Source organism: Pseudomonas sp. W2Aug9, from assembly GCF_023127755.1.
Lineage (GTDB): Bacteria > Pseudomonadota > Gammaproteobacteria > Pseudomonadales > Pseudomonadaceae > Aquipseudomonas > Aquipseudomonas synxantha_A.
In genome coordinates this window covers 156,935-180,720 of sequence record NZ_SPKL01000010.1, presented here as the reverse complement: position 1 = coordinate 180,720, position 23,786 = coordinate 156,935, and the positions used below count along the sequence as shown (strand labels likewise).

20 protein-coding genes are annotated in these 23,786 nt (G+C 61.2%); 11 read left to right on the top strand and 9 right to left on the bottom strand.

Features of this window, described 5'->3' with window-relative positions:
• Positions 1 to 8 precede the first annotated feature (8 nt).
• From E3O56_RS07780 to E3O56_RS07770, 3 genes are read right to left on the bottom strand one after another with little or no spacing between them, the layout of a single operon-like run.
• The gene (locus tag E3O56_RS07780; RefSeq protein ID WP_005784982.1) at positions 9 to 209 is read right to left on the bottom strand and encodes a DUF1656 domain-containing protein; all 201 of its coding nucleotides are present in this window, start codon (positions 207 to 209) and stop codon (positions 9 to 11) included.
• A complete protein-coding gene (locus E3O56_RS07775; protein WP_248128063.1) occupies positions 199 to 2,376 on the bottom strand; it encodes an FUSC family protein in 2,178 nt (725 codons plus the stop codon). Before E3O56_RS07775 ends, E3O56_RS07780 begins: the two co-directional genes overlap by 11 nt.
• 10 nt (positions 2,377 to 2,386) lie before the next feature.
• The gene (locus E3O56_RS07770; protein ID WP_228309359.1) at positions 2,387 to 3,898 is read right to left on the bottom strand and encodes an efflux transporter outer membrane subunit; all 1,512 of its coding nucleotides are present in this window, start codon (positions 3,896 to 3,898) and stop codon (positions 2,387 to 2,389) included.
• Positions 3,899 to 4,079: 181 nt separating this feature from the next.
• Between E3O56_RS07770 and E3O56_RS07765 the strand changes: the two genes are divergently transcribed.
• A complete protein-coding gene (locus E3O56_RS07765) occupies positions 4,080 to 5,048 on the top strand; it encodes a LysR family transcriptional regulator (protein ID WP_032877708.1) in 969 nt (322 codons plus the stop codon).
• A gap of 56 nt (positions 5,049 to 5,104) precedes the next feature.
• On the opposite strand, the gene E3O56_RS07760 is transcribed toward E3O56_RS07765, so the two are convergent.
• A complete protein-coding gene (locus E3O56_RS07760; RefSeq protein ID WP_248128062.1) occupies positions 5,105 to 5,497 on the bottom strand; it encodes a hypothetical protein in 393 nt (130 codons plus the stop codon).
• A 210-nt stretch (positions 5,498 to 5,707) separates the two neighbouring features.
• Here E3O56_RS07760 and E3O56_RS07755 point away from each other — a divergent pair, with 210 nt between their 5' ends.
• From E3O56_RS07755 to E3O56_RS07740, 4 genes are all read left to right on the top strand, one after another.
• A complete protein-coding gene (locus E3O56_RS07755; protein ID WP_032877711.1) occupies positions 5,708 to 6,682 on the top strand; it encodes a D-glycerate dehydrogenase in 975 nt (324 codons plus the stop codon).
• 198 nt (positions 6,683 to 6,880) lie between these two features.
• Positions 6,881 to 7,783 carry a chemotaxis protein gene (locus E3O56_RS07750; RefSeq protein WP_005784972.1) on the top strand — a complete coding sequence of 301 codons (903 nt, stop codon included), beginning with the start codon at positions 6,881 to 6,883 and terminating at the stop codon, positions 7,781 to 7,783.
• 3 nt (positions 7,784 to 7,786) lie between these two features.
• Positions 7,787 to 8,269: a GNAT family N-acetyltransferase gene (locus E3O56_RS07745; protein WP_032877712.1), complete on the top strand. Its 483-nt coding sequence runs from the start codon at positions 7,787 to 7,789 to the stop codon at positions 8,267 to 8,269.
• A 108-nt stretch (positions 8,270 to 8,377) separates the two neighbouring features.
• The gene (locus E3O56_RS07740) at positions 8,378 to 9,121 is read left to right on the top strand and encodes a YkgJ family cysteine cluster protein (RefSeq protein WP_103734610.1); all 744 of its coding nucleotides are present in this window, start codon (positions 8,378 to 8,380) and stop codon (positions 9,119 to 9,121) included.
• A gap of 51 nt (positions 9,122 to 9,172) precedes the next feature.
• Here E3O56_RS07740 and E3O56_RS07735 read toward each other — a convergent pair whose 3' ends face one another.
• The gene (locus tag E3O56_RS07735; RefSeq protein ID WP_078820316.1) at positions 9,173 to 9,955 is read right to left on the bottom strand and encodes a transporter substrate-binding domain-containing protein; all 783 of its coding nucleotides are present in this window, start codon (positions 9,953 to 9,955) and stop codon (positions 9,173 to 9,175) included.
• Positions 9,956 to 10,117: 162 nt separating this feature from the next.
• On the bottom strand, positions 10,118 to 10,351 hold the full coding sequence (locus tag E3O56_RS07730; RefSeq protein ID WP_005784964.1) for a hypothetical protein: 234 nt from the start codon (positions 10,349 to 10,351) through the stop codon (positions 10,118 to 10,120).
• A gap of 193 nt (positions 10,352 to 10,544) precedes the next feature.
• Between E3O56_RS07730 and E3O56_RS07725 the strand changes: the two genes are divergently transcribed.
• From E3O56_RS07725 to E3O56_RS07700, 6 genes are all read left to right on the top strand, one after another.
• Positions 10,545 to 11,711: an efflux RND transporter periplasmic adaptor subunit gene (locus E3O56_RS07725; RefSeq protein ID WP_103734613.1), complete on the top strand. Its 1,167-nt coding sequence runs from the start codon at positions 10,545 to 10,547 to the stop codon at positions 11,709 to 11,711.
• A complete protein-coding gene (locus E3O56_RS07720; RefSeq protein ID WP_248128061.1) occupies positions 11,708 to 14,803 on the top strand; it encodes a multidrug efflux RND transporter permease subunit in 3,096 nt (1,031 codons plus the stop codon). Before E3O56_RS07725 ends, E3O56_RS07720 begins: the two co-directional genes overlap by 4 nt.
• 7 nt (positions 14,804 to 14,810) lie before the next feature.
• Positions 14,811 to 15,488 (top strand): heavy metal response regulator transcription factor, encoded by a 678-nt coding sequence (locus E3O56_RS07715; protein ID WP_005784958.1) that lies wholly within the window; start codon positions 14,811 to 14,813, stop codon positions 15,486 to 15,488.
• Entirely contained in the window at positions 15,478 to 16,842 is a 1,365-nt protein-coding gene (locus E3O56_RS07710; protein ID WP_148853472.1) for a heavy metal sensor histidine kinase, read from the top strand. The genes E3O56_RS07715 and E3O56_RS07710 overlap by 11 nt, the downstream gene beginning before the upstream one ends.
• A 382-nt stretch (positions 16,843 to 17,224) precedes the next feature.
• Positions 17,225 to 18,547: an OprD family porin gene (locus tag E3O56_RS07705; protein WP_032877718.1), complete on the top strand. Its 1,323-nt coding sequence runs from the start codon at positions 17,225 to 17,227 to the stop codon at positions 18,545 to 18,547.
• Positions 18,548 to 18,652: 105 nt separating this feature from the next.
• On the top strand, positions 18,653 to 20,137 hold the full coding sequence (locus E3O56_RS07700) for a diguanylate cyclase (protein WP_032877720.1): 1,485 nt from the start codon (positions 18,653 to 18,655) through the stop codon (positions 20,135 to 20,137).
• 67 nt (positions 20,138 to 20,204) lie between these two features.
• Here the strand turns inward: E3O56_RS07700 and lpxC are convergent, their stop codons facing one another.
• The 3 genes from lpxC to ftsA form a co-directional block, all read right to left on the bottom strand.
• Complete coding sequence (gene lpxC, locus E3O56_RS07695; protein WP_003171886.1) at positions 20,205 to 21,116, bottom strand: UDP-3-O-acyl-N-acetylglucosamine deacetylase; 912 nt, start codon at positions 21,114 to 21,116, stop codon at positions 20,205 to 20,207.
• A 112-nt stretch (positions 21,117 to 21,228) separates the two neighbouring features.
• Positions 21,229 to 22,434, bottom strand: a complete 1,206-nt coding sequence (gene ftsZ / locus E3O56_RS07690) for a cell division protein FtsZ (RefSeq protein WP_005784951.1) — start codon at positions 22,432 to 22,434, stop codon at positions 21,229 to 21,231.
• Positions 22,435 to 22,509: 75 nt separating this feature from the next.
• Entirely contained in the window at positions 22,510 to 23,772 is a 1,263-nt protein-coding gene (gene ftsA, locus E3O56_RS07685; protein ID WP_003188682.1) for a cell division protein FtsA, read from the bottom strand.
• Between the last annotated feature and the right edge of the window lie 14 nt (positions 23,773 to 23,786).

Sequence of the window (23,786 nt, the reverse complement as noted above, 5' to 3'; positions counted from 1 at the left end):
GGGCATTCTCAACGGTAGACGCTCAGCGCCAGGGCGCCGAACAGGCAAGCGAACAGGCTCAGGCGCAACAGCGCCGGGTGCCAGAAAAACCGGTACAGGTCGAACCCGGCCAGAAAGCGATCAATCGCCCAGGCCAGCCCGGCGGCGATCAGGAACATCAGGGTCATGGTCGGCATATAGATGCCATGAAATGCGATTTCACGAGGCATTCGAGGCTCCTTTGAGGGCCGCCAGTGGCGATTGCGGGTCGAGCAGCGAGGTGCGGATAAAGTGCAGGTAGCTCTTCACCCGGCGCAGGGCTGAGGTATCGAAGTGCGGGGCGAAAGGTTCGTCGGTGGCCTGCACGCGGCTGATCGCATGGTCGACGGCGATCAAGCCGCGCTCCAGGTTGCTGGCGCTGGGTTGCAGGAACAACCGCACCAGCGAACGGCCCATCACGCGGATTGCCTGGCGCCACGGCTGGGACTCGGCATAGGCCGGATGCACCGGCAGGATCGCCTGCTCCTTGCGCAACTCGATGATTGCGTGGCCGACCTCCAGCACCACGAACATCCAGCGCAGCAGGTCGCGTTGCACCTGCGGCTGGCCGGCCGCGAGGCCGTAAGCCTGATGCAGCAGGTCGCGGGTACGGCTTTCAAAACTCGACGCCAGGCCCTTGAGCTTGCCGCTGATCGCATACACCACCTGCTCACGCAGGTCCTGCTCCAGGCGGCGCCACAGCCAGCGGCTGTTGGGTGGCAGGATGATCGCCCCCGCCGCCGCGCACACCAACATGCCGATGACCATGGCGATGTAGTCGTTGATAAAGGTGTAAGGGTTGTAGACCGTGAGGTTGTCCGGCACCGAGCCGGTGCTGAAGAAAATCAACAGGCCCACGCCGACACCGGCGTACTGCGGGCGGGAGGAGAGGAAAGCACCGAAGATGATCACCGGTGCGAGCATCACGCACAGCAGCGGGAAGCCGTCGATCCAGGGGAACACGAAGAACATTTCGACAAAGCCGACCAAGGCGCCGATCAAGGTGCCGCAAGCCATCTGGAACGCCATGCGCTTGGGGTTGGGTGTGGCAGCGGAGAGGCCCACCGTGGCCGCCGCGATCAAGGTCATGGTCGCGCCGCTGGGCCAGGCGGTGGCTACCCAGTAACTGCCCAGCACGATCAGGATAAACGAGGCCCGCACCCCGGCGGCGGCGCAGGCCAGCCAGTTGGTTTTTGGCGTATAGGCTTCGTGCCAGTCTTCCCGCGCATGGCGGTGGTCAGCCAGGGACGCGTGGGTTTGCGCGTAGTTGTGCAGGTCGTCGACGAAGCGGTACAGCAGCTCGTAGGCGGTATGAAAGTCCAGCTGCTCGGCTTCGGTCGGGTTACCGTCCTGGAAGCTCGCCCGCAGGCTGCGCACCTTGGCGGGCAGGTCGTCCTTGTAGGCGCTCAGTTGATTAACCAGGCGCGCGGCGTCCGGGCTGGTGAGGGCGCGGCCCGAGAAGCTGTCGAGCACTTCGGCCAGGTCTTGCAGGCCGGGTTTGATCGCTGCGACCACATGATCGGCCTCATCGGCACGCAAGCGTTCAAGCAACTGGTGCAAGGCGTTGAAGCGCGTGGTGATGCTCATGAATTCGCTGTTGAGGCGACTGAGCCGCCCGTTGCGTCGGCGCATGTGCGGGTCTTCGAACACGGTGACGCTGCGCAGCCCTTCCAGGCCCACGGCTTCGGCGATAAAGCGCACGTTACTGGCCTCGAACCCTTCGCGTTGGCTGCGCCCGCGCAGGCCGTCGGTGACGAACAGCGCGAACACGCCGAAGCGCTGGTACAGCGCGTTGCGCATGGCGGCGCTGGAGGTCTGCGGCAGGATGGCGGCGCTGACCACTGTCGAGCACAGAATCCCCAGAGAGATTTCCAGCACCCGCCACACCGCTGCCATAAAGGCGCCGTCCGGGTGGGCCAGTGCCGGCAGGCCGACCATCGCGGCGGTGTAGCCGGCAAGCACAAACCCATAGGCGCGGAAGTTGCGGTTGCGCGTAGCGCCAGCGGTACAAATGCCCACCCAGATCGCCAGCGCGCCGAGGAACAGTTCGGTGTTCTGCGCAAACAAGGCGATCAACAGCACCATCACCGCCGAGCCCGCCAAGGTACCGAGGAAACGGTAGAAACTCTTGGCGAACACCTGGCCGCTCTGGGGCTGCATCACGATAAACACGGTGATCATCGCGGTGCGCGGTTGCGGCAGTTCCAGGCGCATCGCCAGCCACAGCGTGAGGAACGCGGCGACCAGCACCTTGAAGATATACACCCAGGTCACGCCGTCGCTGCGTGCCCAGTCGAAAAAGCCACGGCGCCACTCAAGGGAATGCAACCAGCGCAGCGGTGCAGGCAAGGAAGTCATCGAATCCTACTCAGTGGTCGAACACGGCAAGTGCCGCCGGGGTCTTGCTTGGAAGGGTCTTGGCATCCTGGGGCACATCGTTGCCGGCACCAAGGCCGCCGCCCAATGCCGTTACCAGTTCGGCATGGGCACTCAGGCGCGCCGCCTGCACCTGTTGCTCGACCTGTTGCTGACGGAACAGCAGGGTCTGGGCGTTGAGCACATTGAGGTAGTCGGTGAGGCCACGCTGGTAGGCGATCATGGCGATGTCGTAGGTCTTCTGCGCCGAGGCAACCGACTGCGCGGCGAAAGCCGACTGCTTGTCCATGGACTCGCGGCGGATCAACTGGTCGCTGATGCCCTTGAGCGCATTGACCAGCGTCTGGTTGTACTGGGCGACCGCGATGTCATAGCCGGCACTGGCTTCGCCCAATTGAGCACGCAGGCGGCCGCCATCAAAGATCGGCAAGGTGATCGCCGGACCGACGTTGTAGTTGAATTTCTTGCCAGCCAGGAACTCCAGCATACCGCCGCCCGTGGCCATGTAGCCGAGGCTGCCGACCAGGTCGACGTTGGGGTAGAAACCAGCGTGGGCCACATCGATGCCACGGGCCTGGGCCGCCACCTGCCAGCGGCTGGCGACCACATCCGGGCGTTGGCCGAGCAGTTGCGCAGGCAGGCTTGAGGGCAACTTCAATGGCGCGGCGAGGGCCAGGGTCGGGCGTTGCAACTGCGCACCCTCGCCCGGGCCTTTACCGGCCAGCGCCGCCAACTGGTTACGGCTCAGGGCGATTTCCTCGTCCAGGGCATCCAGTTGGCGATGGGTTTCCGGCAGCGGGGTTTCGGCCTGGCTGACGTCGAAGTGGGTGCCGATCCCGGCGTTAAGGCGTTTGTTGGCCAGGTCGAGAATCTGCTGTTGCTGGGCCAGGGTGGCCGCGGCGATATCGCGGTTGGCGTAATGCAACGACAACTGGATATAGGCGCGCACCACGTTGTTCTGCAGTTCGAGCTGGGCCTGACGTGCTTCGGCAGCGCTCATGTGCGCCAGGTCGACCGCACGTTCGGTGCTGTTGCTTTCCCGCCCCCACAGGTCGAGGGCATAACTCAGACCCAGGGACGAGTTGTTATCCCAGGTGTTGGCGCCGCTCAATTCGCCGGGGCCGTAGAACTGATCTTTCGGCCAGTTGTGGCGCTTGAGGGTGGTGTCGCTGTTGATCTGCAACGACTCGGCCGACTCCGCAACCCCGGCCAGCGCCCGCGCTTGCCGCACGCGTGCGGCGGCCACGGCCAGGCTGGGACTGTTCTGGGTGGCGAGTTCGACCCAACGGTTGAGCTGCGGGTCGCCGTAGGCTTGCCACCATTGGGCGGTGGGCCAATGGGCGTCCTGGGAGGCGTCTTGAATGGCTTCATCGGTGGCCAGGGTATTGGCGTTGAGGGCCTGGCCTTGGGGGGCAATTCCTCCGGTTCCGATGCAACCGCTGATGGCTAACGATAAGGCCCAAACACTGAGAGTCTTCAGCTCTCTGCTGATGCGACGCGGCACGGCAAGCGAATTCCTGAGAGGTGTTGCGCAAGAGGTGGCGCAATTCTAGGCGGCGGCATGGAGGACGATAAGCTGGCATTCCTGTGAATCTTTGTTACCGTTCAGGCGATAATCCGTTGGTAGGGATCACTGGTCGGCGTAACTTTCTGTCACAATTTGTCATCTCCCTTGAGAACACTCCATGGACACTTTGCAAAACATGCGCGCTTTCAGTTGCGTGGCCGAAGCCGGCAGCTTCACCGCCGCCGCCGTGCAACTGGACACCACCACGGCCAATGTCTCGCGCGCGGTCTCCAACCTTGAGGCCCACCTGCAAACCCGCTTGCTCAACCGCACCACCCGGCGTATCGCGCTGACCGAGGCCGGTAAACGCTATTTGCTGCGCTGCGAGCAGATCCTTGCGTACGTCGAAGAAGCCGAAGCCGAGGCCAGCGACGCCCACGCCCGCCCTGCCGGGCAGCTCAAAGTGCACACCATGACCGGGATCGGCCAGCATTTCGTCATCGACGCGATTGCCCGTTACCGCCGCACCCACCCCGACGTGACCTTCGACCTGACCCTGGCCAACCGCGTACCGGACCTGCTCGACGAGGGCTACGACGTGTCCATCGTGCTGGCCAGTGAACTGCCGGACTCGGGTTTCGTGTCCCAGCGCCTGGGCATCACCTACAGCATTGCCTGTGCTTCCCCGGAATACGTCAAGGCCAAGGGCTGTGCACAGCGGCCGCAGGATTTGCTCAACCATGCGTGCCTGCGCCTGGTCAGCCCGGTGATCCAACTGGACAAATGGACCTTCAACGGGCCTGAAGGTCAGGAAAGCGTGGCGATCAACAGCTCGCCGTTCCTGGTCAACTCGGCCGACGCGATGAAAACCGCAATTACCAGCGGCATGGGCGTAGGCCTGCTGCCGGTGTATGCCGCCATCGAAGGGCTGCGCAACGGCACACTGGTGCGGGTGATGCCGACCTACCGCTCCCAGGAACTGAACCTGTACGCCATCTACCCTTCGCGCCAATACCTGGATGCGAAGATCAAGACCTGGGTGGAGTACCTGCGTGGTTCGTTGCCGGAAATTCTGGCGGCGCACCAGGCGGAGCTGGTGGCGTATGAATTGAGCGGTGGTTTAGGTGGTGCTCGCTTGAGTAATTGAGCCAAGCATGCGGTGACTGGTTTTGAACAGGTCACCGTATGCCTTGATAGGACGCATCATCTGACGGTGAAGGTCGTCCACTCAGAGGTTTCTTTGCCATCGATGAAGTAAAGACAAAGACCAAGCTCGTTTTTATGCAACTTTTCAATCTTTTGCTTGGGCACGGTAACAACGTAAGGTTTCACCTCTATCACTGTAACGGCCTCGTTATAGTCGCCATCCGAAGGCGTATTGCTGAACAAATATAAAACGAACTCCTGACCCTCCAGCATAGTGTCGTAATCCACCCCAACCTTCAGCCCCGTCCCAGGTACATGGTCGACGAACAACTCGCCATTGACGATCAATTCGATTGTGGGAGCCTGCGGCAAAGCCTCGTCAGGCTCGTTGCGTGTTTTACCAGCGGCTAAAAAATCCCTGATTCGCTTTATCTCATCGTCGATATTCATAAGAGTGATCTCCTGTTTAACAAAGGCATCAACCCAGCCTTGAAAAACGAGAATAGGCGCTCACGTATTGGCCGAACAGCTCGTAGTTTTCACAGTTGACAGGTATTAAAACCAATGGAAGAGAAGCAGGACCGATCAAAACCCTGCAAAATTCTTATCGGGAATGTTAGCGTGCTTGGCATTCTTCCGTAGTCGACGAGCCCGCCTGCCATGAAAAAGACTGTCCTGGCCTTCAGCCGCATCACCCCACCGATGATCGAACGCCTGCAACAGGATTTCGAGGTGATCGTGCCCAACCCCAAACTGGGTGATATCAACGCGCAGTTCAACGACGCCCTGCCCCATGCCCACGGCTTGATCGGCGTGGGCCGCAAGCTGGGCCGTGAACAGCTTGAAGGCGCGAGCAAGCTTGAAGTGGTGTCCAGTGTATCGGTGGGCTACGACAACTACGACGTGCCGTACTTCAACGAGCGCGGCATCATGCTGACCAACACCCCTGATGTACTCACCGAAAGCACTGCCGACCTGGCCTTTGCGTTGCTGATGAGCAGCGCACGCCGGGTGGCCGAGCTGGACGCCTGGACCAAGGCCGGTCAGTGGAAAGCCAGCGTCGGCGCGCCGTTGTTTGGCTGCGATGTACACGGCAAGACCCTGGGCATCGTCGGCCTGGGCAATATCGGCGCGGCCGTGGCCCGGCGTGGGCGCCTGGGTTTCAACATGCCGATCCTGTACAGCGGCAACAGCCGCAAGACCGCGCTGGAGCAAGAACTGGGCGCACAGTTCCGTAGCCTTGACCAGTTGCTGGCCGAGGCGGATTTTGTCTGCCTGGTGGTGCCATTGAGCGACGAGACCCGTCACCTGATCAGCACGCGCGAATTAGGCCTGATGAAGTCCAGCGCGATCCTGATCAATATTTCCCGTGGGCCGGTGGTGGATGAACCGGCGCTGGTCGAAGCCCTGCAAACCCAGAAAATTCGCGGTGCCGGGCTGGATGTGTATGAAAAGGAACCGCTGGCCGAATCGCCACTGTTCCAGTTGAGCAATGCCGTGACCCTGCCGCACGTCGGGTCGGCCACCGGTGAAACCCGCGAAGCCATGGCCAATCGTGCTTTGGATAACCTGCGCAGCGCACTGCTGGGCCAGCGCCCGCAGGACCTGGTGAACCCGCAGGTCTGGAAGGGCTGATACATAACCCAATGTGGGAGGGGGCTTGCTCCCGATGGCGGTGGATCAGTTGTACATCTGCTGACTGACACGCCGATATCGGGAGCAAGCCCCCTCCCACATTAGCAGTGCCCGACACAAAATCCGGTTAAAGCCCAGGCCAGCCGAGTCGATAACCTTCCATAGATGATCGTCATCCCTGATCCACAGAAGGTTTTTATGTCCACCACCAAAGCCCGCGCAGACTCACTTTCGCTTCTGCTCTTTACCCTGCGCAGCGGCAAGCTGATGGCCATCAACCTGTTGAAAGTCAGTGAAATCATCCCCTGCCCGCCGCTGACCAAGCTGCCGGAGTCCCACCCGCACGTCAAAGGCATTGCCACCTTGCGCGGCACCTCGCTGTCGGTGATCGACTTGAGCCGCGCCCTCGGTGAAATGCCCTTGCAAGACCCGGACGGCGGCTGCCTGATCGTCACCGACGTCAGCCGTTCCAAGCAGGGTTTGCATGTGCAGGCAGTGAGCAAGATCGTGCATTGCCTGACCACCGACATCCGCCCGCCACCCTACGGCTCCGGGGGCAACCGTGCATTTATCACTGGGGTAACCCAAGTGGAAGGTGGCCTGGTACAGGTGCTGGATATCGAGAAAGTCATCCACGGCATCGCCCCGGCACCGATTGAAACGGCGCCGACCGACCTGACCATGGAAGAAGCCGAAGTGCTCGGCAACGCCCGCATCCTGGTGGTGGACGACAGCCAAGTGGCCTTGCAGCAGTCGGTACACACCCTGCGTAACCTTGGCCTGACCTGCCACACCGCGCGCAGCGCCAAGGAAGCCATCGATGTGTTGCTGGAACTGCAAGGCACGGGCGAGCAGATCAATGTGGTGGTGTCGGATATCGAGATGTCCGAGATGGACGGCTACGCCCTTACCCGCACCCTGCGCGAAACCCCGGATTTCAAGGACCTATACGTGCTGTTGCACACTTCCCTGGACAGCGCGATGAACAGCGAGAAAGCCCGCCTGGCCGGTGCCGATGCGGTGCTCACCAAGTTCTCCTCCCCGGAGCTGACCAAGTACCTGGTCATCGCCGCGCAAACCGTGGCACAAAAGGGCCTGTAAGCAGTGGCCGAGTATTTCCAGCTGCTGCGTCGCGACCTCACGGGCAGCCTGCCCGCCCCGCAGTGGCCAGCGAATACGCGGCTGGATCATTACCGGGATGAATTGGCCCCGGCGATCCATGCCGTGTTGCGCATGACTCAAGACCAGGGCGGAGGCCGTGTCGCCAGCCTGGATGAATGGCGCCGACAGTTCGTGACCGATGCCGAGTGCGACCCGACGTTGTGCCTGGTCGCCATTAACGCCGACGGCATTCTCGGTGTCGCCCAGTGCTGGACCAGCGCCTTCATCAAGAACCTTGCGATACATCCTTGCGCCCAGGGCCAGGGGCTGGGGCGCGCCTTGTTGCTGCACAGCTTTCAGGTGTTCAAGCAGCGCGGCGAACCTTATGTCGACCTCAAGGTGCTGGAAAGCAACCTGCGTGCCCGGCAACTGTATGAAAGTGCCGATATGAGATTTGTCCTGCGCGACACTGTGCCCAAGGGCTGACAACCCCTGGCGCATAACTTGCTTCCAGAGTGCCGAGCGGTCGATAGAGGTAAAAAACCCGTCACCCCTCAAGCGTGCCCTCTGACCTAGCCTGGTGACAGATCCGCCATGAACACTCAGTTTTCTTGCGTAGGTTGCGGCAAATGCTGCAGCGACCATCACGTCCCCCTGACCCTCGCAGAAGCCCGTAGCTGGGCGGCGGACGGCGGTAACGTCATCGTCCTGGTCGAGGGTTTCCTCGGCAACGGCCTGGGCCTGCCCCTGCAACAACGTGAACACGCCGAGCGCCGATCGGTGATGGTGCCCAGCGGCACTACCGAGGCGTTTGTGGCAATCACCTTTGCCGCCTATAACGCCGGACGCTGCCGGAATCTTGACGAAGACAACCTTTGCCGCATCTATGAACGACGCCCACTGGTGTGCCGGATCTACCCGATGGAGATCAACCCGCATATCCCGCTGAACCCGAGTGCCAAGGATTGCCCGCCAGAATCCTGGGAACAGGGCCCGGCTTTGATCGTCGGTGGCGAGTTAATGGACAAGGAACTGGCTGAACTGATCGGCCGCTCGCGCCAGGCCGACCGTGATGATGTACAAACCAAGGAAGCGGTGTGTGCGTTGCTCGGCATTCGTACCACAGCGCTCAAGGGCGACGGCTTTACCGCCTACCTGCCGGATATGCAGGCGTTTGCCCAAGCTGTCGAGCAGGCAGTGGTCCAGCCGAGCATGGCCAATGAATGGGTGTTCCATGTATCCGGTATGGACATCGCCGAACAACTGCTGGACGCCGGGGCGCAGATTGCCACCGAAGTGCCGGCCAACTATGCGTTTATCTCGTTGCGGGCTGCCTGACCGCCGACGGGGATTTGACTGAGTCTGCTCCCGCATTGAGATCTATCTCGATCATGGAGTGGCAGGCGCTACATCCAGACCATAGGGCTGGAGGATGCGTTGGTATTCGCCGTTTTGCATCAGCTGTTCAAGCGCATGGTTCAGCTCATTGCGCAGCGCGGTATCAGGTTTGCGTACCGCGATAGCCACGCTGTTGCCCAACAAGCCCGATGACACCACAGGCCCCAGGAAACCGAAGTCCAGGCCGTCGGCGGTGTCGAGCAGCGCCTCACGGATCTCCACGGCACCTTGCAAGGTCGCATCGATATCACCCGACACCAGGCTCTGAATCAGTTGATCGTTGAGCCAGAAACTTCTGATGATCACCCCCGCCGGTGCCCACTGCGAGAGCGCAAAGGCTTCACGATTACTCCTGACCAACACCCCCACGCGCTTGCCCTTGAGCGAGCGCCGGCCAGGGATCAAGCCTGAGCCTTTACGACCCACCAGGCGGGTGGTGATCGGGTAGAGGTCATCGGTAAAACTCACCCGTTGTCGGCGCCGACATGTCGGCGCCATACCCATGATCGCGTCGAACTGCCGGGCTTCGAGGGCCGGAAAATTTTCCATGACGACTTGGTCAACCCAGATACAGCGCACGTTGAGTTGTTCGCACAAGGCATTGCCCAGTTCGATGTTCAGCCCCACCAATTGCCCTTGCGGGTTGCGGCTCTGAAAGGGGGGAAAATGCGCGGCCACGGCGAAACGAATCTCGCGCCGCGGTTGAACGTCGCCCGCAACGGCAGTCGTCGAGAGCAAGAAGGCAAGCACTGCACAGAGGTGTATCAGGGCCACGGGAACGTCCTTTTCCGGAAAGCTTACTCACTCGTCCCGATGGAGCGTCATCGGGACGAAGCAAACGCTGTGCAAGCTTTCAAGAATCGACCGCGGACCTACAAGTAGAAATATCGACAGGCGACGTAGGCAACAGCCTATAACGCGAGCTTCGATTTAGCCTTAACGTTTACCCATCGAACGGCGCGTGCCTGGAGGTGCCATGCCTGGGGTCTTGGTATGGCCGTTCTTGGCGCCACCTTTGTACCAGGGCTGGCTGGCGTTTTTGGCGCCTGCCAGTTCACCCGGCTTGAAGGGGAACTTGAACGCCGGGATCTCGGCTTTTTCAGCACTGTCGGCGGTGGCCGAATCGACGAGGTCGGCCGCTTCAACAGGGGGTTGGGTGGGGGAAGTCATAGGGGCTCCGGCACAGCTATAGGTGTAAAAACGCGAGTATACGGGGCCGAGGCTGCCAGCAGTAACTTCAAGCGACAGGCTCACACAGCCTAACTGTCACGGCTGTCAGTTTGCCGTCACCGTGCTGACGGTGAAACAGCGCTATAAAGCAGCTTTCCAAACTCCAACGTGCAGTTTGCGCCGGCGTCCTCCTATGCAGATCAAACGAAACATGGCCCTGATAGTGGGTGCCCTCCTGATACTGGCTGTCGCAGCCTGGGCATTGACCCGGCCGGTCAAAGCACGGCTGGCGGCGCCTACCGCCATTCCCGTGCGGGTGGTGAGCGTGACGCAACAGGATGTTCCGCGGTTTGTCAGCGGTATCGGCTCGGTGCTGTCGTTGCACAATGTGGTGATTCGCCCGCAGATCGACGGCATCCTCACCCGATTGCTGGTCAAAGAAGGTCAGTCGGTGAAGGCCGGTGACCTGCTGGCGACCCTCGATGACCGCTCGATCCGCGCCAGCCTCGACCAGGCCAAGGCGCAACTGGGTGAAAGCCAGGCGCAGTTGCAAGTGGCACTGGTCAACCTCAAGCGCTACAAGGCACTGAGCATTGACGACGGCGTATCAAAGCAGACCTATGACCAGCAGCAGGCATTGGTGAACCAGCTCAGGGCCACCGTGCAAGGCAATCAGGCTGCGATTGATGCTGCTCAGGTACAACTTTCCTACACCCAGATTCGCTCCCCCGTCAGTGGTCGCGTGGGCATTCGCAGTGTGGATGAAGGTAATTTCCTGCGCATGAGCGACACCCAGGGGTTGTTCTCCGTCACCCAGCTCGACCCGATCGCCGTTGAGTTCTCCCTGCCGCAGCAGATGCTGCCGACCCTGCAGGGCCTGATCGCGGCGCCAACCCCGGCCAGCGTCGACGCCTACCTGGGCGCCGATACCGACGGCGACACCGGCCACCTGCTCGGCGAAGGCCACCTGAGCCTGATCGACAACCAGATCAGCTCCACCACCGGCACCCTGCGGGCCAAGGCCGAGTTCAACAACCCATCGCAAAAGCTGTGGCCGGGGCAACTGGTGACCATCAAGATCCAGACGGCCCTCGACAAGCATGTTCTAGTGGTGCCACCGACCGTAGTACAGCGTGGGCTGGACTCGCACTTCGTGTACCGGGTGAACGGTGATAAAGCAGAAGTGGTGCCGGTACAGGTTGCCTATCAGGACAGCGAGATCAACATCATCAAAGGCGTGCAGGCTGGGGACGTGCTGGTCAGCGACGGTCAGTCGCGGCTCAAGGCCGGCGCCCAGGTGGAAGTACTCAAGGAGCCACCACAGGTGATCCAGACCGCTGACGCCACGGTGCAACCATGAGCGGCAGCCGTTCGCCCTCGGCCTGGTGCGTTGATCACCCGGTCGCCACCCTGTTGTTGACGTTTGCCTTGGTACTGCTGGGGGTCATCGCCTTCCCACGCCTGTCCATCGCCCCGTTGCCGGAAGCGGAATTTCCGACGATCCAGGTCACCGCGCAACTGCCCGGTGCCAGCCCGGACACCATGGCCTCATCAGTGGCCACGCCCCTGGAAGTGCAATTCAGTGCCATCCCCGGCGTGACCCAGATGACCTCCAGCAGCGCCTTGGGCTCAAGCCTTTTGACGTTGCAGTTCACCCTGGAAAAAAGCATCGACACCGCCGCCCAGGAAGTCCAGGCCGCGATCAACACCGCCTCCGGCAAGCTGCCCAGCGATATGCCGAACTTGCCGACCTGGAGAAAGGTCAACCCGGCGGACAGCCCGGTACTGATCCTCAGCGTCAGTTCAGGCAGCATGCCCAGCACCGAGCTGAGTGATTATGTGGAAACCCTGCTGGCGCGCCAGATCAGCCAGATCGACGGCGTCGGCCAGATCAACATCACCGGCCAGCAACGCCCGGCGATTCGCGTGCAGGCCTCCCCCGACAAACTCGCGGCCATCGGGCTGACCCTCGCCGACATACGCCTGGCCATTCAGCAGTCGAGCCTCAACTTGGCCAAGGGCGCGATCTATGGCGAGAACAGCGTCTCGACTCTGTCGACCAACGACCAGCTGTTTCATCCCGAAGACTACGGCCAGTTGATCGTTTCCTACAAAGACGGCGCACCGGTTCAACTGCGCGATATCGCCAACGTCATCAATGGTTCGGAAAACGCCTACGTGCAAGCCTGGTCCGGCGATACGCCAGGGGTCAACCTGGTGATTTCGCGTCAGCCCGGCGCCAACATCGTCGAAACCGTCGACCGCATCCAGGCCGAACTGCCGCGCCTGCAAGGCATGTTGCCGGCCTCGGTGCAGGTCAGCGTATTGACCGACCGCACCAAGACCATCCGCGCCTCCCTGCATGAAGTGGAAATGACCCTGCTGATCGCCATCCTGCTGGTGGTGGCGGTGATGGCGCTGTTTTTGCGCCAGCTCTCGGCGACACTGATTGTTTCGGCCGTGCTGGGTGTATCGCTGGTGGCCAGTTTTGCCCTGATGTACGTGATGGGGTTCAGCCTGAACAACCTGACCCTGGTCGCTATCGTGATCGCCGTGGGCTTCGTGGTGGACGATGCGATTGTGGTGGTGGAGAACATCCATCGGCACCTGGAGGCCGGCCTGGGCCAGCGCGAAGCGGCGATCAAGGGGGCCGGCGAAATCGGCTTTACCGTGGTGTCCATCAGCTTCTCGCTGGTGGCGGCGTTTATTCCGCTGCTGTTCATGGGCGGTGTGGTCGGGCGGTTGTTCAAGGAGTTCGCGCTGACGGCCACTTCGACCATCCTGATTTCGGTGGTGGTTTCGCTGACATTGGCGCCGACCCTGGCCGCCTTGTTCATGCGCGCACCGAGCCATCCTGCCCACGCCAAACCCTCCTTCAGCGAGCGCCTGCTGGCCGGCTACGCGCGCAATCTGCGCCGGGCACTGGCGCACCAACGCAGCATGGCGGCGATCTTCGTGGTGACCCTGGCCCTGGCCGTGGTCGGTTATGTGTTTATCCCCAAGGGTTTCTTCCCGGTGCAGGACACCGGTTTCGTGCTCGGCACCAGCGAGGCGGCGGCCGATGTGTCCTACAAAGACATGGTCGCCAAGCACAAGGCCCTGGCGGACATCGTCAAGGCCGACCCGGCGGTGCAGGCGTTTTCCCACTCGGTGGGCGTCACCGGCAGCAACCAGACCATCGCCAACGGGCGCTTCTGGATTGCCTTGAAAGATCGCGGTGATCGCGACGTGTCCGCCAGCCAGTTCATCGACCGCCTGCGCCCGCAACTGGCGAAGGTGCCCGGTATCGTGCTGTACCTGCGCGCCGGCCAGGACATCAACTTGAGTTCCGGCCCCAGCCGCGCCCAGTACCAATACGTGCTCAAGAGCAACGACGGCCCGACGCTCAACACCTGGACCCAACGCCTCACCGAGAAACTGCGCAGCAACCCGGCGTTTCGTGACCTGTCCAACGACCTGCAACTGGGCGGCAGCATTACCCACATCAACATCGACCGCCAGGCCGCTGCCCGCTTCGGCCTGACCGCCACCGATGTCGACCAGGCGCTGTACGACGCCTTCGGCCAGCGCCAGATCAACGAGTTTCAGACCGAGATCAACCAGTACCAGGTGATACTCGAACTGGACAGCCAGCAACGCGGCAAGGCCGAAAGCCTCAACTACTTTTACCTGCGCTCGCCGCTGACCAACGAAATGGTGCCGCTGTCGGCACTGGCCAGGGTCGAGCCGCCCAGCGTGGGGCCGTTGTCCATCAGCCATGACGGCATGTTCCCCGCCGCCAACCTGTCGTTCAACCTGGCGCCCGGCGTGGCCCTGGGCGACGCGGTGATCATGCTCGACCAGGCCAAGAGCGACATCGGTATGCCGAGCACCCTCATCGGCAACTTCCAGGGCGCGGCCCAGGCGTTCCAGAGTTCGCTGGCCAGCCAACCGTGGCTGATCCTCGCAGCGCTGGTGGCGGTGTACATCATCCTGGGTGTGCTGTACGAGAGTTTCGTGCACCCGCTGACGATCATTTCCACCCTGCCCTCGGCGGGCCTGGGGGCGCTGATCATGCTGTGGCTGCTGGGCCAGGACTTTTCGATCATGGCCTTGATCGGCCTGGTGTTGCTGATCGGCATCGTCAAGAAAAACGGCATTTTGATGATCGACTTTGCACTGGAGGCCCAGCGCATGCGCGGGCTGACGCCGGAGGATGCAATTTATGAAGCCTGCGTCACGCGGTTCCGACCGATCATCATGACCACCCTCGCCGCCCTGCTCGGCGCGGTGCCCTTGATGTTGGGCTCGGGCCCGGGGGCGGAACTGCGTCAACCGCTGGGCATTGCGGTGGTGGGAGGCTTGCTGGTGAGCCAGGCGCTGACGCTGTTCACGACTCCGGTCATATACTTGTACCTTGAACGGACTTTCCACAGGCCCAAACCAGCGCTGGCGCTGGCGACCACACACTGAGGCGGTCATGCGCGTCCTGATTATTGAAGATGAAGAGAAAACCGCAGACTACCTGCACCGTGGCCTGACAGAGCAAGGCTACACCGTCGATGTGGCACGCGAAGGCGTCGAGGGCCTGCACCTGGCGCTGGAGAATGAATACGCGGTGATCGTGCTCGACGTGATGCTCCCCGGCCTGGACGGCTTTGGCGTATTGCGGGCGTTGCGCGCCCGCAAGCAGACGCCGGTGATCATGCTCACCGCCCGCGAGCGCGTGGAGGACCGCATTCGCGGCCTGCGTGAGGGCGCCGATGATTACCTGGGCAAGCCGTTTTCGTTTCTTGAGCTGGTGGCGCGCCTGCAAGCCCTCACCCGCCGCAGCGGCGGCCATGAGCCGGTGCAGGTAACCGTCGCCGACCTGTGGATCGACTTGATCAGCCGCAAGGCCAGTCGCAACGGTGTACGCCTGGACCTGACCGCCAAGGAGTTCTCGCTGCTCAGCGTGTTGGCGCGTCGCCAGGGAGAAATCCTGTCCAAGACCGCGATTGCCGAGATGGTCTGGGACATCAATTTCGACAGCGATGCCAACGTGGTGGAAGTGGCGATCAAGCGCCTGCGCGCCAAGCTCGACGGGCCGTTCGAACACAAGCTGCTGCACACCATTCGTGGCATGGGCTATGTGCTGGAGAACCGCAGTGTCGGCTAACTCCATCGCCCTGCGCCTGAGCGGCATGTTTACCCTGGTGGCGCTGCTGATCTTCGTGTTGATCGGCGGCGCGCTGTACCAGCAGGTGGATCGCGGCCTGGGGTTGTTGCCGGGCGCCGAACTGGATGCGCGCTACAGCGTGCTGGAATCGTCGGTGAACCGCTTCGGCACGCCGGAGCATTGGGTCAAGATAAAGTCCAAGCTCAAGCTGCTGGGGGAAGAGGACAAGCGCATTCGATTCTGGGTGGTCAGTAGCGACCCGAGCTATGAATATGGCGAGCCGGACGCGCAAATCCGCGCCTTTGCACAGGGCCCGACGGGCAAGCGCGACCTGCGCCTGCCCGGCCACGCTTATCCGTTCAAGGTGCTGGTCAGCCAGTTTGCGGCCAAGGACCAGCGCCCGGCGTTGCGCTTTATGATCGCCATCGACACCGAAAACTTCCGCGCCACCCAGCATCATTTGCTGGTGGCGTTGATCAGCCTGGCAATGGTGGGTGTGGTCATGGCCGCGCTGCTGGGTTTCTGGGTTGCGCGCATCGGCTTGAAGCCACTGGAAAAGCTCTCCGACGAAGCGCGCAAACTCGCCCCGCCCAAACTCTCGGGGCGCTTGCAATTGTCACCGCTGCCGCCGGAGTTGAGCCTGTTCGTCAATTCGTTCAATGCCACTCTCGACCGCGTGGAACAAGCCTACTCGCGCCTGGAATCGTTCAACGCCGACGTGGCCCATGAACTGCGCTCGCCGCTGACCAACCTGATCGGCCAGACCCAAGTCGCACTGACACGCGGGCGTTCGGCCGAGCACTATTTCGAGGTGTTGCAATCGAACCTGGAAGAGCTGGAACGGCTGCGCTCGATCATCAACGACATGCTGTTCCTCGCCAGCGCCGACCAGGGCAGCAAAGCCACCAAGCTGATCGAATGCTCACTGGCCGATGAAGTGGCCACCACCCTCGACTATCTGGACTTCATCCTCGAAGACGCTCAGGTGCGGGTGCGGGTGCACGGCGACGCCCGGGTGCATATCGAAAAGGCCCACCTGCGGCGTGCGCTGATCAACCTGCTGAGCAATGCCGTGCAACATACCGCGCCCGGACAGGTTATCAACGTGCACATCCAGGTGCAGGGGCAACAGGTAGCGATTGGCGTGACCAACCCGGGCGAGGCGATCGCCAGCGAACACTTGCCACGCCTGTTCGAACGTTTCTACCGGGTGGATGCATCACGCAGCAACAGCGGGGCCAATCACGGGCTGGGGCTGGCGATCGTCAAGGCGATTGCGTTGATGCATGGCGGGGATGTGTTTGTGCGCAGCGAAGGCGGTGGCAATACCTTTGGTATCACCCTTCCGGTCTAAACAACTCGGTCAAAAATGTGGGAGCTGGCTTGCCTGCGATAGCATCACCCCGGTGCGCCTGGCATACCGAGGTGTCTGCATCGCAGGCAAGCCAGCTCCCACAGAAGATCCTATCGCCCACACTGTTGCGATTTGGGCAATAGTTATTATCTTGTTACACTCTGTATCGCACCGCTCGCCTGCGTTACTTTGACGCATCGATGAGCGCGACGGCAAAGGCAGCTGACCCGCTTACCCGAATTTCCCTCGACTTATTTCCAGGGCTCTACACTGGGAATCTGTCTTAAAGCCGCTGACTTCAGCGGCTTTTTTTTGCCGTGAAAAAAGGCCGGGCACACCCCACGACACTGGCCGTTCATGATTGACCAAAGGAGCTCCACCGGTGAAGAACTCGCTGACGTTCACCCCGTTATTCCTCGCAATCGCAGCAACGATCATCCCCCTTGCCCACGCGGCGGACGCCCCGCCCGACGAAGGCTTCGTCGAGGGTTCGCACCTCACGGTCAACACCCGCAACTACTACATGAACCGCGACCGTCGCGACATCCATACCGATGACAGCAAGGAATGGGGCCAGGGCTTTATCGGCACTTTCGAGTCCGGCTACACCCAGGGCACCGTCGGCTTTGGCCTGGACGTCAACGCCATGCTCGGCCTGAAGCTCGACGGCGGCGGCGGCACTGATGGCTCCAGCATCCTTCCCTACGGCAGCGGCAACGGCAAGGCACCGGGTTCGTTTTCCACCGCCGGCGGCACCTTGAAAATGCGTGCCTTCGATACCGAACTGAAAGCCGGCGACCTGTTCCTCAACAACCCGGTGATCGCCGGCGGCATGACGCGCATGTTGCCGCAGACGTTCCGGGGTGTAAGCCTGACCAACCACAGCTTTGACGGCTGGATGATCGAAGGCGGCCAGGCCAGCTTTACCAAGCTCTACAACCAGAGCGGCCATCGGCGCATCGGCACCAGCTACGGTGCATTGCCGGCCAATGCCGACAGCCAGCACCTGGACTGGGCCGGCGTGTCGTTCAGCGGCATTGCCGGGTTGACCAGCAACCTGTACGCCTCCGAACTCAAGGACGTATGGCACCAGTACTACTACGACCTCGAATATACCTACGCCCTCAATGATCTGGTCAGCCTGACCCCCGGCCTGCACTACTACCACACCCAGGACACCGGCCAATCGCTGCTGGGTGATATCGACAACAACACCTACAGCCTGCATTTCACTGTAGGCGTGGGCAACCACAGCGTCACGGCCACCTATCAGCGGGTCAACGGCAACACGCCGTTCGACTACATCACCCAGGGCGACAGCGTGTACCTGGACAACTCCCAGCAGTACTCGGACTTCAACGGCCCCAACGAGCGCTCCTGGAAGCTCAAGTACGCCTACGACTTCGCCGGCCTCGGCGTGCCGGGGCTGACGTCTGCCGTGTCCTACATCAGCGGCAAGACCGACCTGACCAAGGTCGACCCCAACAGTCGTGGCTACAGCAGTTGGTACAGCGCCGACGGCAAGGACGCCAAGCATTGGGAACGGGATATCGACGTGAAATATGTGGTGCAGGGTGGCAAGGCCAAGGACCTGGCCGTGCGCCTGCAATGGGCGACTAATCGAGGAAGCAATGGCTACTCGGCAGTGGATCGGGATGTGGATGAGTACCGTGTGATTGTGGATTACCCCATCAACATCTTCTGACAACGTTCCAAATGTGGGAGGGGGATTGCTCCCACATTTGGGTTCTGCGACCTATTCCAGAGTTGCTACTAAGCTATTGGCATCCTCAAAGCAGAAGTGCGTCCGATGAGCCCAAGCCTTACCCGCCCTGAGCGCCTGCTTATCCTGGGCAGCACGCTGACAGTGTTGCTGATCGTGGGAGTCGTCACGGCGCTGCTGATTCGTGAACACGCCAATACCTTGCAGACGGCCAAGCGCACCGCCAATACCATCACCCAATTGATCGACGCCGACGTGTTGCGCAATGTCGAACTCTACGATGTGGGCCTCAAGGGTTTGATCACCGCTACCGAACGTACTGACCTGCAGGATGTATCCGCGAGTATCCGTCAGTTGGTGCTGTTCGACCGCTCCGCCGCCGCGCCATACAAGGGCGATGTCCTGTTGCTGGATCCCACCGGCGAGGTGATTGCCGACTCGTCACTGCTCACGATCAAGCCCGGCAACTTCGCTGATCGGGACTATTTTCAGGTTCACCGCCAGAATCCGGACGTGGGGTTGTACATCAGCCGTCCGTTCATGGCCCGCTGTGTGTGCGATGACCAATGGCGCATCGCGTTCAGCCGCCGCGTTTCGTCACCGGACGGGCGCTTCCTGGGAGTCGCCGTCGCGTCCATGCGCCTGTCGTACTTCCACCAGCTGTTCACCAGCCTGAATATCGGCAGCAACAGCACGATCAACCTGCTCAACCACCAAGGCATCCTGCTGGCGCAAGAGCCTTTGCTGGAAGCGGATATCATCAATAAGGACCTGAGCCAACGCCCCAACGTCGCACGTATGCTGCGTGAACGGGACGGCAGTTTCCAAAGCATCTCCAGTGTCGACCATCAGGCACGCCTTTACAGTTTCTCCAATGTGGGCAATTTGCCATTGATCGTTGCGGTGGCCCTTTCCAGTGATGAAGTGTTCGCGCCCTGGCGGCGCGCAGCGTGGCTGGTCAGCCTTGCGACGGGGGTGTTATGCGTGGGTCTGTTGTGGCTGACCTGGGCGCTGTGCATGGAATTGCGCCGTCGCCATCGTGCTGAGCAAGTGCTGTCAGAACTGGCAGCCACCGACGCCCTCACCGGCCTGGCCAACCGTCGTACTCTGGACGAGCGTTTGCGTATGGAATGGGACCGTGCGCAGCGCTCAACCGAGCCGCTGACTGTGCTGATGATCGACGTGGACCACTTCAAGGCCTTCAACGACCGCCACGGCCATCAGGGTGGGGATGATGCGTTGCGGGCAGTCGCGCAGGTAATCAACAGCACTATCCGTCGCCCGGCCGACCTGGCCGCGCGTTATGGCGGTGAAGAGTTCGCCGCGGTGCTGCCCCATACCGACGCCAAGGGCGCCTGGGTGATCGCCGAGCGTATCCGCCAGAGCGTTCAGCATTTGCCGCAGGTGGCCGGGGATGATCAGCCGATCACGGTGAGCATCGGCATGAGTACCTGGCACAAGCACAGCCGTATCACCCTTGAGGACTTGCTGCTCAAGGCTGACCAAGCGTTGTATGAGGCCAAGCACAGTGGGCGTAACCGCATTGTGGATGCGGCAACCCATCCCATATAAAACGGCGCGCCATAAAAAAAGGCCACCCGAAGGCAGCCTTTAAAAACTAAAGAAAGAGAGTTGTTACTTACACCGCCGCAACGGGACGCATGTAAGAGATCGGTGCGGTGCTGGCATCTTCGAAGGTCACGACTTCCCAAGCGTCTGTCTGCTCAATCAACTTGCGCAGCAGCTGGTTGTTAAGGGCGTGGCCCGACTTGAAGCCTTTGAACTCGCCTATCAGGCTATTGCCCAGCAGGTAGAGGTCACCGATTGCATCGAGGATCTTGTGCTTCACGAATTCGTCTTCGTAGCGAAGGCCGTCTTCGTTCAGTACACCATCCGCGTCGACCACAATGGCGTTTTCAACGCTGCCGCCGAGTGCGAGGTTGTGCTTGCGCAGGTACTCGATGTCACTCATGAAACCAAAGGTACGGGCGCGGCTGACTTCTTTTACGAACGAAGTGCTGGAAAAATCCACGCTTGCACTTTGGGTGCGGTCACGGAATACCGGGTGATCGAAATCGATCTCAAAGCTCACTTTAAAGCCTTCGAACGGGACGAAGGTGGCGCGCTTGTCGCCGTCTTCTACTGTCACTTCCCGCAGAATGCGAATGAACTTCTTGGCTGCGTCCTGTTCTTCCAGGCCGGCAGATTGAATCAAGAATACGAAGGGTCCAGCGCTGCCATCCATGATCGGGACTTCGGACGCGGAGAGCTCGACGTAGGCGTTATCGATGCCCAGGCCAGCCATGGCCGAGAGCAAGTGCTCCACCGTGTCCACTTTGACGTCACCGTTGACCAGAGTGGTCGACATCGTGGTTTCGCCAACGTTTTCCGCGCGAGCAGGAATCTGCACCACAGGGTCCAGGTCGGCACGAACAAACACGATGCCGGTGTCGACAGGTGCGGGCTTGAGGGTCAGGTATACCTTCTCCCCGGAGTGCAGACCTACACCTGTGGCACGGATAATATTCTTCAGGGTGCGTTGTTTAATCATGGCTTGGACCGCTTCAGCGCAAATTGCGAACTGGTATCAACAAAGGCTGGCGATAATAACAGACCAGACCTTTGCTGAACACCAATCACCTTCATAGCCCTGATACATTCCATTAATCGGCCTGACGACGCAGGAATGCCGGGATGTCCAGGTAGTCCAGATCATCTTGCGGATTCAGGCTACGGGATGCAGCAGCACCGGCCTGGGCCTGGTTGCGCATCACGGTCGGACGGTCCAGATCACGGTAGTTCACCGACGGCAGTTCCTGGCGAGCAGGTGCTGCAGCGGCCGCTGCCTGATTAGCCTGGCTGACCTGGCTGTTGTGCAGGGTGTTGTCGATGACCTTTACAGGCTTCTCGATTTTCGCACCCAGGCCGGTCGCAACCACGGTTACATGCAGTTCATCACGCATATCCGGATCGATAACGGTACCCACCTTGACCATGGCGTGCTCGGACGCGAAGGCTTCGATGATGCTACCCACGTCGGAGTACTCACCCAGGGACAGGTCGGGACCTGCGGTGATGTTTACCAGGATGCCGCGTGCACCTTGCAGGTTCACGTCTTCGAGCAACGGGTTGCGGATGGCCGCTTCGGTCGCTTCGCGTGCACGGTTAGGACCGCTGGCGCAGCCAGTGCCCATCATCGCCATGCCCATTTCGCTCATGACGGTACGAACGTCGGCAAAGTCGACGTTGATCATGCCCGGACGCTTGATGATGTCGGAGATACCGCGAACGGCACCGGCCAGTACATCGTCAGCCTTGGCGAACGCAGACAGCAGGCTTGCGTCCTTGCCCAGGATGGTCAGCAGTTTCTCGTTGGGGATGGTGATCAACGAGTCGACGCTTTCAGACAGCAGACGGATACCTTCGTCGGCGATCTGCATGCGCTTGCGGCCTTCGAACGGGAACGGACGCGTCACGACCGCAACGGTCAGAATCCCCATTTCCTTGGCCACTTCGGCAATGATCGGAGCAGCACCGGTACCGGTACCGCCGCCCATGCCGGTGGTGATGAACACCATGTTGGTGCCTTGCAGCACTTCGGCAATACGCTCGCGGTCTTCCAGAGCGGCTTGACGGCCGACTTCCGGATTGGCGCCAGCGCCGAGGCCCTTGGTCACCGCTGTGCCCAATTGCAGGATGGTCCGCGCGCCGATGCTTTTCAGCGCCTGGGCATCAGTGTTGGCGCAGATGAATTCAACGCCTTCAATGTTGCTCTTGACCATGTGGTTGACAGCGTTGCCGCCGCCACCGCCGACACCGATTACTTTGATAACCGGGCTAGCGGGGATGTTGTCTACGAGTTCAAACATGTTCCCTCTCCTTTCGTTTTCTCTAGTTTTTTCGCCTACTGCTTACTGCGGGTGCTGCGGTGTTGCGGTAAATCTTTAGAAGTTGCCTTTGACCCAAGCCTGCAACCGCTCGAACAACGGCGCTTTGGCTTCGTCGTCACTGCGGTAGCTGTCGCGGATGCTCGGGCCCGACAGGGAAATGCCATCGGTCTGCTTTTGCAGCCCGTACAACAGCAAGCCCACACCGGTGGAATAAATCGGGTTGCGCACGACGTCGCCCAGGCCTTTCACGCCATGGGGCACGCCCAGGCGCACAGGCATGTGGAAGATCTCTTCGGCCAGTTCGACCGCGCCTTCCATTTTCGAGGTGCCACCGGTCAGCACGATGCCGGCCGGGATCAAATCTTCGTAGCCGCTGCGACGCAGTTCGGCCTGGATCAGGGTGAACAGTTCGTCGTAGCGCGGCTCGACCACTTCGGCCAGAGCCTGGCGCGACAGTTCGCGCGGTGGACGGTCGCCCACGCTCGGCACCTTGATGGTCTCGCCGGCACCGGCCAGTTTGGCCAGGGCGCAGGCGTAGCGGATCTTGATTTCTTCGGCGTACTGGGTCGGTGTACGCAACGCCATGGCGATGTCGTTGGTGACCTGGTCGCCGGCAATCGGGATCACCGCGGTGTGACGGATCGCACCCTCGGTGAAGATCGCGATGTCGGTGGTGCCGCCGCCGATGTCCACCAGGCACACGCCCAGCTCTTTTTCGTCGTCGGTGAGTACCGAGTAGGCCGAAGCCAACTGCTCGAGAATGATGTCGTCGATTTCCAGGCCGCAACGGCGCACGCATTTTTCAATGTTCTGTGCGGCGTTGACGGCGCAGGTCACCACGTGAACCTTGGCTTCCAGACGTACGCCCGACATGCCCAGGGGCTCGCGCACGCCTTCCTGGTTATCGATCACGTAGTCCTGCGGCAGGGTGTGCAGCACGCGCTGGTCAGCCGGGATCGCCACGGCCTGGGCGGCGTCGAGGACGCGCTCAAGGTCGGCCGAGCTGACTTCACGGTCGCGGATCGCCACGATGCCATGGGAATTCAGGCTGCGGATATGGTTGCCGGCCACGCCGACGAACGCCGAGTGAATCCGGCAACCGGCCATCAGCTGCGCTTCTTCGATGGCGCGCTGGATCGATTGCACGGTGGACTCGATGTTCACCACCACGCCCTTCTTCAGGCCCCGGGACGGATGCGTGCCAATACCGACGATTTCGATCGCGCCGTCTTCCCCAACCTCGCCCACCAGCGCCACCACCTTGGAGGTGCCGATATCGAGACCGACGATCATTTTGCCGCTTTGCACGTTTGCCATGGGTCCTGCCTCTT

What these genes read in the sequence shown, in the direction of transcription:
- E3O56_RS07780 (WP_005784982.1), bottom strand. Translation starts at nt 209, where the DNA reads ATGCCTCGTGAAATCGCATTTCATGGCATCTATATGCCGACCATGACC.
- E3O56_RS07755 (WP_032877711.1), top strand. Translation starts at nt 5,708, where the DNA reads ATGAAAAAGACTGTCCTGGCCTTCAGCCGCATCACCCCACCGATGATC.
- E3O56_RS07775 (WP_248128063.1), bottom strand. Translation starts at nt 2,376, where the DNA reads ATGACTTCCTTGCCTGCACCGCTGCGCTGGTTGCATTCCCTTGAGTGG.
- E3O56_RS07700 (WP_032877720.1), top strand. Translation starts at nt 18,653, where the DNA reads ATGAGCCCAAGCCTTACCCGCCCTGAGCGCCTGCTTATCCTGGGCAGC.
- lpxC (WP_003171886.1), bottom strand. Translation starts at nt 21,116, where the DNA reads ATGATTAAACAACGCACCCTGAAGAATATTATCCGTGCCACAGGTGTA.
- ftsA (WP_003188682.1), bottom strand. Translation starts at nt 23,772, where the DNA reads ATGGCAAACGTGCAAAGCGGCAAAATGATCGTCGGTCTCGATATCGGC.
- E3O56_RS07760 (WP_248128062.1), bottom strand. Translation starts at nt 5,497, where the DNA reads ATGAATATCGACGATGAGATAAAGCGAATCAGGGATTTTTTAGCCGCT.
- E3O56_RS07765 (WP_032877708.1), top strand. Translation starts at nt 4,080, where the DNA reads ATGGACACTTTGCAAAACATGCGCGCTTTCAGTTGCGTGGCCGAAGCC.
- E3O56_RS07715 (WP_005784958.1), top strand. Translation starts at nt 14,811, where the DNA reads ATGCGCGTCCTGATTATTGAAGATGAAGAGAAAACCGCAGACTACCTG.
- E3O56_RS07750 (WP_005784972.1), top strand. Translation starts at nt 6,881, where the DNA reads ATGTCCACCACCAAAGCCCGCGCAGACTCACTTTCGCTTCTGCTCTTT.
- E3O56_RS07740 (WP_103734610.1), top strand. Translation starts at nt 8,378, where the DNA reads ATGAACACTCAGTTTTCTTGCGTAGGTTGCGGCAAATGCTGCAGCGAC.
- E3O56_RS07730 (WP_005784964.1), bottom strand. Translation starts at nt 10,351, where the DNA reads ATGACTTCCCCCACCCAACCCCCTGTTGAAGCGGCCGACCTCGTCGAT.
- E3O56_RS07725 (WP_103734613.1), top strand. Translation starts at nt 10,545, where the DNA reads ATGCAGATCAAACGAAACATGGCCCTGATAGTGGGTGCCCTCCTGATA.
- ftsZ (WP_005784951.1), bottom strand. Translation starts at nt 22,434, where the DNA reads ATGTTTGAACTCGTAGACAACATCCCCGCTAGCCCGGTTATCAAAGTA.
- E3O56_RS07720 (WP_248128061.1), top strand. Translation starts at nt 11,708, where the DNA reads ATGAGCGGCAGCCGTTCGCCCTCGGCCTGGTGCGTTGATCACCCGGTC.